General features: G+C 49.2%; 9 protein-coding genes. All 9 read right to left on the reverse strand.

What is annotated here, in order from left to right; all coding sequences use genetic code 11:
* Window positions 1–29: 29 nt before the first annotated feature.
* Window positions 30–1,088, reverse strand: coding sequence for a DUF4837 family protein (locus PKI34_04640; GenBank protein ID HNS17092.1), 1,059 nt, complete (start codon window positions 1,086–1,088; stop codon window positions 30–32).
* Window positions 1,088–2,893 (reverse strand): LysM peptidoglycan-binding domain-containing protein, encoded by a 1,806-nt coding sequence (locus PKI34_04645; protein ID HNS17093.1) that lies wholly within the window; start codon window positions 2,891–2,893, stop codon window positions 1,088–1,090. The genes PKI34_04640 and PKI34_04645 overlap by 1 nt, the downstream gene beginning before the upstream one ends.
* A 79-nt stretch (window positions 2,894–2,972) precedes the next feature.
* A complete protein-coding gene (tatA, locus tag PKI34_04650; protein HNS17094.1) occupies window positions 2,973–3,176 on the reverse strand; it encodes a twin-arginine translocase TatA/TatE family subunit in 204 nt (67 codons plus the stop codon).
* Between the two features lie 94 nt (window positions 3,177–3,270).
* Window positions 3,271–4,539 (reverse strand): peptidoglycan DD-metalloendopeptidase family protein, encoded by a 1,269-nt coding sequence (locus tag PKI34_04655; GenBank protein ID HNS17095.1) that lies wholly within the window; start codon window positions 4,537–4,539, stop codon window positions 3,271–3,273.
* Window positions 4,536–5,381: a DUF4292 domain-containing protein gene (locus tag PKI34_04660; protein ID HNS17096.1), complete on the reverse strand. Its 846-nt coding sequence runs from the start codon at window positions 5,379–5,381 to the stop codon at window positions 4,536–4,538. The genes PKI34_04655 and PKI34_04660 overlap by 4 nt, the downstream gene beginning before the upstream one ends.
* 3 nt (window positions 5,382–5,384) lie before the next feature.
* Window positions 5,385–7,133, reverse strand: coding sequence for a tetratricopeptide repeat protein (locus PKI34_04665; protein HNS17097.1), 1,749 nt, complete (start codon window positions 7,131–7,133; stop codon window positions 5,385–5,387).
* A gap of 18 nt (window positions 7,134–7,151) precedes the next feature.
* Window positions 7,152–7,586 carry a dUTP diphosphatase gene (gene dut / locus PKI34_04670; protein HNS17098.1) on the reverse strand — a complete coding sequence of 145 codons (435 nt, stop codon included), beginning with the start codon at window positions 7,584–7,586 and terminating at the stop codon, window positions 7,152–7,154.
* A gap of 37 nt (window positions 7,587–7,623) precedes the next feature.
* The gene (locus PKI34_04675) at window positions 7,624–9,123 is read right to left on the reverse strand and encodes an oligosaccharide flippase family protein (GenBank protein HNS17099.1); all 1,500 of its coding nucleotides are present in this window, start codon (window positions 9,121–9,123) and stop codon (window positions 7,624–7,626) included.
* Between the two features lie 51 nt (window positions 9,124–9,174).
* Window positions 9,175–12,888 (reverse strand): ATP-binding protein, encoded by a 3,714-nt coding sequence (locus tag PKI34_04680; GenBank protein HNS17100.1) that lies wholly within the window; start codon window positions 12,886–12,888, stop codon window positions 9,175–9,177.
* Between the last annotated feature and the right edge of the window lie 4 nt (window positions 12,889–12,892).

Raw genomic sequence — 12,892 nt, forward strand, 5'->3', positions numbered from 1 at the left:
GTTGGACCCTGATAATGCATCAGGTCATTTTAATCCAGAAACTTCACCGTGCGGCAAATTGCATCTACGTGATGCAGCAAGACTGTCTTTGGGGCATTGGGAGCGTATACAAACCCTTCCAGGGTTACCAGGCGGTTATGTTTCTCATCCACCATGGTATAGCTGACAAATGGTCCGCCCATGTAATCACCCATGGTCTCCCACACACCCCTTGTTTCCACGGCAAACCGGTCATCCAGAACGATCCGCCGGAAGGTTGGCTTAACATTGACCACATCGGTGGTCATAAACGAGCCATGACTGGGTCCCGGTATCCAGTTCATGGTATACAGATTCCTGCGCCGGATGATATTGTCATTGCTGAACTGAGCTGTATCCCGGTAGGATTCGATATAGATCAGCAATCCCTGGCTCTCCCTCAGGGTTTCTTTCCGGATCCAGGCAAATTCGTTGGTTTTAACAGCCAGATGATATCCCACCGGGATCATCAGGGATAGTTTGTATTCCTCCTCCAGTTGTCTGATCAGTTTTGTTTCAGGGAGTATTTTGTCCGTTTTTGTGGTACGGGTATACTCTGTTTCCAGGAAGAGATCCCTGAAGACCACCTTATGGCTGTCAACCACCGCAATCAGTTGCTGATAGGCTGGGGCGGTGACTTTGATCACCCGCTGTGGCTCAGCCCATAAATCCTTGCGTGTTTCGATCAGGGATTCCTGTATCCGCTGATCGACGGATAAAATGAGAATGTTGTGATGATGCTGGAACATTTTGCTGAAGCCGGTCACCTCCAGGTTGGCCAGCGCGAAAAGCGGCTCAGGCTGTGGCAGGGTGGATTGTATCTGTCCGAAAAAATTCCGGACGGTATCGCCGAGGGAGCCTTCCCATTGTTCTTTATTATCGGTTACGGTAAGAATCTCAAGGGTAGCCCCGCTGGAATCCTCTTTTCGCGGAGGTGCCGACTTTTGCTTGCAGGCACCCAGGAAGAAAACCAGGCAAATGATTCCAAAAAGAAAACAGGTGTGGAAATGAGACAGGATGGGTGCCTGATGTTGCCACCCGGATCCGGGCGGCCTTCTTGCCCGGCGCATTATTCTTTTACCCTGATTTTCAGTTTCTGTCCGGGCTGAATGGTCTTGGCATTGGTGATGTGATTCCATGTCTTGATTTTTTCAACGGTTGCACCCGGGTACATGTTGGCAATGTCCCACAACGTCTGTCCTGCCTTGACGGTATGATAAGCGTATGTTTCTGTCTGTTGCGGTGCATTGGTCGAACCTGTGCCGCTGTTATCGCCCTGAAAAACAGGATCATAAACCGTAAGTTTCTGCTTGGGATAGATCGTTGTTGACCTCAGGTTATTCCAGTGTTTGAGCTGGTCAACCGTGCATCCATACCGGGAGGCGATCGACGCCAGATTTTCCCCGGATTTGACAACATGCGTGGTGGTTTGGCTTTCCGAAGGAGAACTTTCGGCAGGCGGAGAGGAGTCGTTGGTCGTTGTCACCGGGGCAGTAACCTGGGACGAGCTGCTCGATTGGTAAACGATCAGTTTCTGGCCCGGATAGATGGTGGAACCCCGGATGTGGTTCCATTTTTTCAGATCTGAAATTTTAACGTTGTACTTACTGGCGATCAGCCCCAGGTTTTCTCCCCGTCGCACCTTATGATAACGGGTCTCTTTCACTTTGCTTACCTCGGCCATCATTTGTTCGTGCTCGATGCCTTTCTGAGTCTTAAACTGATACAGGTCCTGTTCATTCGCAATGAAAGGTCCGATGTACTCCTTGGGAAGCCTGAGCACATAGGGTTCACCCGGGACGGAGGGAAGCACACCCAGTTTGTAGGCCGGGTTCAGAAAAACAAGGTCTTCCATCGGAATGCCCAGCATTTCATTCAGCTGGGAAAAGGAAAGAAGATTGTTCACAACGACGGTATCGATGCCATTGTACAGGATGCCGGGATGAGTGGGATACAGATTGTGTTCCTGGTTATAGTTCATGATATAACAGACCGAAATGAACGCAGGGACATACCCCTGGGTCTCCCTGGGCAGAAATGGCTGGATGGCCCAGAAATTTTTGATGTTTCCGGCCCGGCGTATGGCTTTGTTCACATTTCCGGAGCCGGAATTATAGGCTGCAAGGGCCAGCAGCCAATCACCGTAAATCCCGTACAGGTCTTTCATGTGCCGGCAGGCGGCATCCGTAGCCTTATACGGATCAAACCGGTCATCAACGTAAGAGGTGACTTTTAACCCGTACGACCTTCCGGTGGTGTACATAAACTGCCATAAGCCCTTTGCCCCCGCCCTTGAGTTGGCGGTTGGATTCAGCGCCGATTCGACGATGGCCAGGTATTTCAGCTCCAGGGGAAGATTGTACTTGTCGAGGTACTCTTCAAACAACGGAAAATAGATCTGCGCCAGGCCCAATACCCGGGAGGTAAGCGCCCGTCTCTGGTTTGCATACAGAAGTATCCACCGTCTGACATCTTCATTGTAGGCCAAATCGATCGGGGTCATCCGATCAAGCTGATGAATCCGCTCCCTGTAAACCGAATCGGAAAATTCAGGGATCGTTTCGAAAGGGTCCCTGTAAACATTAAGAAATGCCGTATCCGTAGTGAAATAATAATCCCTGAAGTAGATGATGTCGGCCAGGCTATCCAGTGCCCTTACGATCGGGGAATCTTCCGTCAGGGTGAATTTCAGTGAATCATTTCTCAGGATGGATGGGTCGTACACCAGGGTATCCGGCAGGGAGTCGGCCTGCAGCAAGGTATCCGGCAAAAGGTTCAGGGATGATGCTCCTGCTGAACGAACAGGCCGGGCAAAGCTGATCAAAACCACACCCAACAACATGAAAAAGATTAATTTATCGTGCAAACGGCTCATTAATTCCTTCGTTAATATCAGGTGGAAACTTAAAAACCCTGATAGTTTTTATATTTTATTACTGTTCCCGAATGGATCGTTAATTTTTGGAGATGTCACTGTTTTTGTCATCCTTTTCATCCTCACCACTCAATCCGTCCTTAAAACTGCGAACGCCTTTGCCCATTCCTTTCATTAATTCGGGGATCTTTTTTCCGCCAAAAAAGATCAAAACGATGACCAGAACGATGAGAAGTATTTCCCAGTGACCGATCATACCCAGCAAGATGATTCCTGTTACCATAACGATGAAATTTAATGAACAAATATACGAATTTTATTGAGGGACCCGGATCACATCAATTATTAGATTTTTTGCAGGGGTCCGGACGGACATATCAACGGGCAATCCATAACATCGGGTCCTGGGTTTCTTTCCCTTTCCAGAGCTCAAAGTGTAACTCCGTCCGGATCAGGACCTCGTCGGTCTTAATGGATCCGACCACCTGCCTGGTCACAACCCTGTCACCCTTTTTCACCATGACCTCATCCAGGTTGGAATAAACCGAAAGATACTCTCCGTGACGGATGATAACGACATTGCCGTACTTGGGTATAGAGATGATGCGCGACACTTCTCCCGAAAAAACAGCTCTGGCGGCCGATCCTGCATTGGTCAAAATATCGATGCCGTTATTTTTAACTTTTATTCCTTTCAGATCAGGATGAGCATGTTCCCCAAAAGAACTGGATAGCACACCCCGCTCCGTAGGCCAGGGCAATTTCCCTTTATTGGCTTCAAAGGTACTGGATAGCTCCCGCTCCTCGGGAGTGAGGGCAAATGTCGCTCCTGCCGCCGAAGTTTTCTTGTTGGCCAGTTCATTGGACTTCCTTATTTCTTCAGCAATGATCTTCTCGATCGCCTGTTGTAATTTTTTTGCTGCTAATTCTTTTGATTTCAGTGTTTTACGCAGTTCAGCCTCTTTTTGACCCAGCCCGGACACCGTGCTGTCCTTGTTCTTTTTTTCAATATCCAGATTGGCCAGTTCCCTTTCCTTCGATGTCAGCAGCGACAGCTTCTCCTCTTTAAGCTGCTCGACTTGCTGTGTGGCTTCATTCAGTTCCTCCTGCTTTTTCACGATAAGGACAGCCTGTTGCCGGCGGTAATCACTGTACTGCTGGAGATATTTCATCCGCTGATAGGCCTGGTTGAAACTGCGGGCAGAGAACAGAAACATGAGCCGGTCATATGCTCTGCGGTTTTTAAATGCACAATAGATCATTCTGGCGTATTCATCCTTGAGTCCGGTCAGCTCAGCATTGAGTGCCTCCAAAGCTGCCTGGTTTTGATGGATCTGGCCGTCCAGCAAGGAAATTTCATTGTTGATGGTCTGAATCAATGCCTCTCTCCGGTTTATTTTTCGGTTGATCACCGCCAGCTCGCCCAGAGAGGACTGCTTGCTCTTCCGGGTCTCCTCGAGCAGTTTATTGGTATACTCTATTTCCTTTTCTATTTCAGACTTTTTTTGCTGAAGGTTTTCCTTCTCCTCCACCTGGGCGTACACGGCAGAAAACATCCCTCCGGCAACCAGAAGCACCCATCCTGAAACAAGGATAAGGATTGCACTGAACCTGTGGCTGTGGGTCATATGAATGACGCGTTTCATTTTTTGGCCCGGATAAAACGTTCTGGTATGCTGAAAGGATAGTTCAGGGATTCATTCAATGTCACCCGCATGTAGCGAACATCCACTTTCAGGCGTGTATCTCCCTCCCGGATCACATACGTAACCTGGTAAGGAAAAAGTTGATTGCCTGTCAGTTTAAATGCATTGAAGCCGGCTTCAGCAGTCCGGTCTTCACCGGATTGTTCCCGGAAGGACATATAAATGATTTTAAAATTCTCAGGGCTAAGCCAGACATCCTGGCTGGGAATGAACAGGACGCTGTCGGGTCCTGAAGGAGCATCACTCTTCTTGCTGCGGCCATGGAACCCTATCTTGTAATGATCTCCCCCGGTTGCAGTGTGCACGGTGCCCTGTTCAAAGCCGGGAAAATCATTGCCGACGATCAGTGACTGCAGCATTTCAAAATCCAGCATTCCATTGACCAGGTGATGGATATAACCATACTCCCGCAGCAGGCCGGCCGACTGTATCCGGTCCAGGATCTTCAGGGAATCCCTGGTCAGAACGACCCTCATCATCTCAATACCCAGGGCGGGTGAAAGGGAAAGCCAGATAATGCTGTCGCATTTCATCCGCAGATGGCCCGTCAGCGAGACCGTTGCCTTCCCGTCATCGTAGGTGGCATTGAACTTCGCGGACAACGTTTCGTAGGAAAGTTCATTTTCAGCGAGCTTCTGTAAAAGAAAAGAGGGACTTTCTTCCTTCAGCGGCTTCCGGGCAGCTTTCCGTGAAGTTCCGCAGGAGGTGAATCCCGCCAGGCACGCTAAAAGCAATACACCGAAGCCCAAACGGTTGAGCCATTCTAAATGGGAACAGACCATGATTTATTCATAGAGTTTGCCATCCCGTACTTTTTTCTCCAGCCACCCGGAACCCGGTCCCTTTTCCAGCGCGGTCTTCCAATAGTGAATGGCCTCATTGGTTTTACCCAGTTTGAACAGGACATCTCCGTAATGTTCAAGGATATCCGGATCGTTCACCCCACCCTGATCAAGTGCCTTTTTAATCCACTGCTCCGCCTCTTCGTATTTTTTCTGCATGAAAAGCACCCATCCGTAGGTATCCAGATTGGCCATGTTCCCCGGATCAAGCTGTGTCGCTCTGAGGGCCATGGCCTCGGCCTTGTCAAGGTTCTCCTTTCGTAACGACAGGTAATAGGAATAATTATTCAGCACATAGGAATTGTCAGGATCGAGTTGCAGCGTTTTGTCATAGTATTCAAACGCAGCGGGAATATCCTGTGCCTGATAGGAGGCATCTCCAAGGTACGCATTGAACTGTGATGAAAGCAGGTTATTGGCAACCACAAAGCCCAGCCCGGTTTTGAAGGATTCGATCGCTTCCCTGTACTCCTTCAGCTGCATCCGGGCCACACCATTGAACAGGTATCCAATGGGCTGAACGGGAAATAATTCGATCATCCGCTGGCTCTCCCTTTTCATTGCGTCATAATCTTCCAGCTCAGCCTCCACCCGGAGCAGGCTTTCCCACACCAGGAATTTGCTGCTGTCGAGGGAGATGACCTTGTAAAACGCATCCCTGGCCTCCCTGAATTGCCTGTCCCGCACCAAAAAATCGGCATACATGGAATAGGCTTTCGGATTGTCGGGATGCGTTTTGACCAGGATCTGCGCCAGCTCCATTGCCCGGGGCCGTATCTCCTCAAATAATTCACTCATCGAATAAAAAGACAGCATCACCTGGATTTTCGTATCAATATCCAGGGCGGGATTGGAAAAACCGAGCTTCAGTTCCTCCTGGGCTCTCTCCTTGTCTCCCTTTTTTCGGTAATAATCCGACAGGGAAATATGGATATAGGGATCATCGGGAAACTTTTCTGCAACCTGGTTATAGACTTCGAGGGCCTTTTCGGGCTGCCCCTGCGACATGTAAAGCTCTGCAAGCCAGGAGTAATAACGGCTTTCGCCCGGATTAACCAGGATCAGCTTCCGGATTTCAGCCGCTGCCTCCTCCACTTTATCCATGAAAAGATACAGTCTCTCTTTTTGCCGGACGATCTCTTCACTTACACCCAGTCTTGCTTCAATTTTGTCCAGCTCGCCCAGGGCTTCATTGAACTTTCCGGCAAAAACATAGCAGGCGGCCAGCTGAAAACGATACTCCATGTCATGGGGAAAATCGCGGGCCAGATCGTCGTACAGCCGGATGGCCTGGGCGTAGTTTTGATTGCGCTGATACAGCTCAGCCAGAAGCTCTTTGTACCAGTGATTATCCGGGGCCAGGGCCAATGCCTTTTCCGCCATGATCCGGGCATCGGTAAGGTTGTTCTGAAGTGAATACAGCTTTGCCAGTTCGTAAAATGCTGCATCCCGCCGGGGATCTTTTTCAATCACCGACAGGAACATGGCTTCGGCCTTGATGGCATTTCCCAGAAGGGCCTCTTTTTTTGCATCGATGAACAGTGCGGTGATCCGCTGCGGAGAATTTTCCCCTGGCTTATACGCCTCAACACTGGACGGATCAAAGGGAATGGCTGTCTGGGGAGGAGCCTTGCAGCCAGGGGTCAGCACCAGAAACAACAAGCCGATGGTCAAAATAGCAACATTCTTCATAGCTGGCTTTCGTTTTATTTAGTGTTTCCCGGTGTGCCCGAATCCGCCCTGACCCCGGTCCGTTTCCAAAAGTTCCTGCACCTCAATCCATTCAACGGATTCGTGGGACGATATGATCATCTGTGCAATCCGGTCACCATCGTTGATGACGAAAGGATCCTTCGACAGATTGATCAGGATCACCCGTATTTCACCCCTGTAATCGGCATCAATGGTGCCCGGCGTATTCAGAACCGTAATGCCGTGACGAATGGCCAGTCCGCTTCGTGGTCTGACCTGCGCTTCATATCCGGCAGGCAGCTCGATGAACAGCCCGGTCGGGATCAGCACCCGGTCGAGTGGCCCAAGCGTGGCAGGCTGCTGAAGATCGGCACGGAGATCCATGCCGGCTGAGGCCGATGTTTCATAGACCGGACTGGGATGTTTCGACCTGTTGACGATCTTTATCTTCATTGTGACGGGTTAAACCGCGCAAAATTAAGGAAATAAATCATTTGTTTATGAATTGGCGGGCAATGAGCGGTTTCTCCCGGATGTACACCAGCGCGGCAAACACCAGGAACAGGCCTGTATGAGCCAGCAATTTAGGCAAAAGAGCAGATATGGGAAGCAGAAGGCTGATGCCATATATGGCCAGGGCACACAATAAATACCAACCCAGGATTTTCAGGTCGTATGGAACGGGATAATACTTCTGACCAAGAAAATAGGACACCAGCACCATCACCAGATAGCAGGCCAGGTGCCCAAGTGCAGATCCCACATAACCCAGCCGTGGTACAAGCGTCAGGTTAACGATCACGGTGATCACAGCTCCCATAATAGCAATTCCGGCACCATAACGGGTGAGATTGGTAAGCTTGTACCAGATCGACTGGTTGTAGAACACTCCAAGCAATAAATTGGCTATCAATATAATGGGAACGATATGCAGGCCCTCACGGTAGTCTTTCCCGATCAGGTGCTGAAACAGGTCGATGTACAGTGTGACCGCAAGAAAGATCAGGAGGCAAAAAATGACAAAATACTTCATCACCTCGGCATAGATCTTTTGGGGATTCTCATTTTTTGCCTGCGCAAAGAAAAAGGGTTCCGCTGCAAAGCGGAACATCTGAATGAACAGGCTCATCAGAACGGCCAGTTTGAAATTGGCCCCGTACACCCCCACCTGTCCCATGGCATAGGCATTTCGGTCGATGGTCCCCTCGGGAGGGACCACCAGGTATTTCAACAGGATCTTATCCGCTACTTCGTTGACCATCCCGGCAAGCCCCACCACCAACAACGGCAGGGCGTAGGCCAGGAGTTGCCTGAGAAGGACCGGTTCGAAACGGATCCTGAAACGAAGAATTTCAGGAAGCAGCATCAGCAGTGTGGTTATGCTGGCTATCAAGTTGGAAATGAAGGCATAACCTACACCCACTTCCGGAGAATAAATGAACCGGATGACTGAATCGGGATTGTTCTCAAGGATCCGGGGACAAATGGAAAGAAAAAAGATATTCAATCCAATGTTGACCAGAACATTGACGATCCGGATGATCGTAAAACGCGTGGCCTGCTGCCGCTGCCTGAGACGGGCAAACGGTATGGCTGTAAATGCGTCAATGCCGACGATAAATGCAAAATACAGGATGTATTCCCTGTGGGAGGGGTATTTGATCCATTCTGCAATGGGCTGGGCAAAAAGCGAGACCAGGATCAGGAAAAGGAGCGTGGTGAAAAAAAGCGAGGTCAGTGCGCTACTGTAAACCTTTTCCTTGTCGCTGTTGCTTTCCGCAAAGCGGAAGTAGGCGGTCTCCATCCCATAGGTCAGCAGTACCATTAAAAATGCCACATACGCATACAGTTCGGTGATCACTCCATATTCACCTGTGATGAAAATTCGGGTATAGAAAGGAGTAAGCAGGAGGTAATTCAGCACCCGGGGAACAATGGTTCCCATTCCGTAAATGACGGTCTGTCCCGCAAGTTGTCGGAGTGGATTCAACCGGTCGGAGAATTTACTTCTGTACGCAAAAATAGGGATTTTATTGTCAGGCTATCGTTTCTCCTGAAGCAGGGGCAACCGGAACGAGAACACGGTGCCCTTTCCTTCCCGGGATTCAAACCAGATGTCGCCCTGTGTGTTGACAATGATGCTTTTTACAATGGCCAACCCCATACCCATCCCTCCGGTTTTGGTAGTGAAGCTCGGTGTAAAGATCCGGGGAATTTGATCGGAGGGGATGCCAATCCCGGTATCCCGGATGTGAACCACTACGTCGGAGGCCTCCTTGTGAGCGGAGATCTCAACGACACCCTGTTGATGGACGGGAATAGCCTGAACTGAATTTTTGATCAGGTTATTGAAAACGCGCAGCATCTGTTTCCTGTCGGCCCATATCCAGCAGGGTTCATCCGGCATGTCCGAGGCAATGAACTCAATGTGCTGAATATCCTCAAATAAGCTTACGGCCGACTGGATCACCTCCTTAAGGTCCATCCGTTCCAGAAGGGGCTGGGGCATTTTGGCAAAATCAGAGAACTCGGTGGCAATCAGCGACAGGTTTTCGATCTGTTCAATGAGGGTTTCCGTGAATCGCTTCAGGCGGAGGTCCCAGTCCGGTGCCTTTTCATCCCAGGCTTTCTGAAGGTACTGTATGCTGAGCTTCATGGGGGTCAGTGGATTCTTGATCTCGTGGGCAACCTGTTTGGCCATCTCCCGCCAGGCGCTTTCCCTTTCCGACCGTGCCAGGAGGTCGGCGCTGTTGGCCAGTTCGCCGATCATCCGGTTGTACTCTTCCACCAGATTGCCAATCTCATCTTTCCCCGACCATTCGATCTTTTCGTTTGTTTTTCCCAGCTTCAGCTTGCCCATCTTCTCCCTGATCAGCTGCATCGGCCGGGTGATGTAATTTGATACGATCAGTGCTACAAAGGTGGCAAGGGCAATCAAAATGACATTGATATTGGCAAAAGCGGTCAGAAACATGGAGATCTCCTGGCGCAGCTCCGACTGGCGGGCGAAATACGGCAGGTTGACGTAGGCAATGGTTTTGTTGTCATTGTTCTGAAAGGGCACGTAGGCCGACAAAAATTCATAGCGACCGATGCGCTCACGCTGAATGAATATCGTTTTGTTCTGAATGACCATCTGATCGAATGCCATGGGATTCATCAGATTTGACTGCAATCCCTCTTCAAAGATTTCATGCCGGCTGGAAGCCAGTAACCGGCCCCCGGTATCGTAAAGATTGATATCCGAAAAGAAGACCTGTGAAAATTTATTCAGCAGTTCTGTCAGATAGGAAGACATCGCCGGAGGCAGTGACGGTTCGGACGAAAGCTTATGTTCCAGTTCGATCAGAACGGAATGGGTCTTTTCACTCAGAATGTCCAGGTTCTTTTTTGTGTTCAGATCAGCCAGGTACAAGAGAGAGGTTATCCCGATGAACAGGAATGAAACAAGGATGATGGCTATCACCGCAAGCTGCAGGCGATCCTTGAAGCTGGGGGCCGACATGCGGATCCGAAGCGACGGACTCAGCACCAGAACCAGGATCAACAGGACAACACCATAAAAGATGATCAGATAGGCAAAAGGTGCGAGCAATCCCCACAGGGTGTCGCGCTGTGTGCTCACAATGATGTCCCTTCCCGGGCCGGCACGGTAATGAAGATGATTGTAACCATCGCGGTTGAAAAACGTAAATTCATCTGTTGTATGGCCCAGGGAGTTTTCATCGATCGGATAAAAATATTTCCCTACACTCTTGGTAAGAGCCTGGTTATTGTAAATGGCATAGGAATGATTGGTCAGATCGGTAAATGCCGTTGTCTTTTTATCAATGAGCAACTCGGGATAACCCAGCGCCTTGGGTATATACTTGGAATAAAGCTCAATAAAAAGCCCCAGGCTGTCGGTTCCGGCAGGGGAAACAAAGGGGATGCGGGAAACGTAATTGATGTCGTCGGTTCCGTCATCAAGAAAATAAAGGGTAGTTGCTGCCGTCGGTTTGCCGATCCGCTGAATCATGTCCGAAAAAAATTCAAGACAGGACACATCATAATTTTCGGGCTGCACACGCAACACCTGCTTCTCATCACAAACCGTGATCTGGTAGTTGTAATTATCCCTGTAGGGTTCCAGGTACCGGTCACCGATGTACTGCAGGATCATTTGCTCAATGGAATCATCGGCCAGGGCTGTAAAAATTTGTGCTTCCAGCAGACTATCGCCTTTCATCTTCTTTTCTGTGTCAGCGAACAGGTATTCCGTGATCTGATCCCGTTCAATGGAAAGTTTGATCGCCATCCATTTCCGTTGCTCCCTTTCTTTCTTATGATGATAGGTATTGAGAACGTACGTGGTAAATGCAGCAAACAGAAACAGGAAATAGACGGCGTTGTAAAACGACAGCAGGGGAATGTGCCTTTTTCTGACCACCCATAAGGAAAGCATAAAAATGACCATAAATCCGGCGAAGGCTGCATCCGGTGAAAAGCCCGTTAAGCTCCCAATGCCAAAATAAAGCACGCCTGAAAGGATCAGGAACAGGACATGGTGTTTAAGGGATGGTAAATAAAGATAGATCCAGGCGAAAAGTGTCCAGGCCGCCAGGAAAAAACAAATCAGCAGGCTGGTGATGACACTGAAGCCCAGCAGGCTGGAAAAGGTCATCCCGAATATGTTGTTCAGGTTCAGTGAAAAGTTCGAGTCAAGGATGAGGCCTTTTATTAAATAGAGAACCACATCCATCAACAGGAAAATGGTCAGAAAACAAACAAGCGAAAGGATATACCGAAGGGGGACCCGTACCCTGGTTGCCCTGAGGGTTGGGCGGGCCAGGACAAAAAAGGCGTAGGAAACAAACAGTAACAACAGGGTATTCACCACCAGGTCGCCCAGGGAGGGCAGCAGAAAAGAAGAACCATAATACAGGGGTTTGAACAGATCGGACTGATAAAGCGTATGTGGTATTTTGAAATAGAAGATCAGGATCCGCGTGATGAGAACATCGGTTGTAAAAGCCAGAAACAACAGGGAAGGGCGGATTTTCATCTTTTTCTCTATCCACCCGTATGTTCGGAAGATCCCGAGTACGAAAAAGAGGAGAAAAAGAAAATAAAGAAGAAAAAGGAGGTAATTCTGTACATCCGGCAGGCTTGGCGATTCGGGAAACACCAGTGAAAACAAGTAACTTCCGTCAGTCCCGTAGATTGGATAATCTGTTATTTTATTGGATATCAATATATTAGAAGAAAGATGTATGCCTTTTCCAAAGGTATTGACCAGGTATTCATTTTGATAAGGAAACCTGTTTTTGATCTGAAAAAGCCCGGCATAGGTCGTATCCGCTGTCGTCATTTTCCGGACCAGATACCATCCATTCCGAAGCAACAGGACGGGCTGATGAATTTCTGGCGGCAGGCTCAGGGAATCATGCGGCAGCGTGCTGGAGGTCCATAATTTCAAGGTATCCCTGTGATACATCAGTACGATGATGCCTTCCTTGTCACAGCGCCGGTAGAGGTCGCTCCACACCGTGTTGCGGTCAGAACGGGGAGTGTTACTGCAGGTTCGTATCTTTTCAATGGTTGAAACCAACGCCTGTTCCTTCAGTGACAGTTTTTTTTCCAGGTATTTGCTCTGTCTGACAGGATCCAGCCGGTTGACCAAAACAAGATTCGCTGCAACGGCGATGAAAAGAAACGCCAGGGATATTCCAAATGCCCGGAGAATGCCTTTACGATGAGAAGCATTGATGTGCATGCAC

It is taken from the genome of Bacteroidales bacterium (genome assembly GCA_035342335.1).
Taxonomy (GTDB): domain Bacteria; phylum Bacteroidota; class Bacteroidia; order Bacteroidales; family JAGONC01; genus JAGONC01.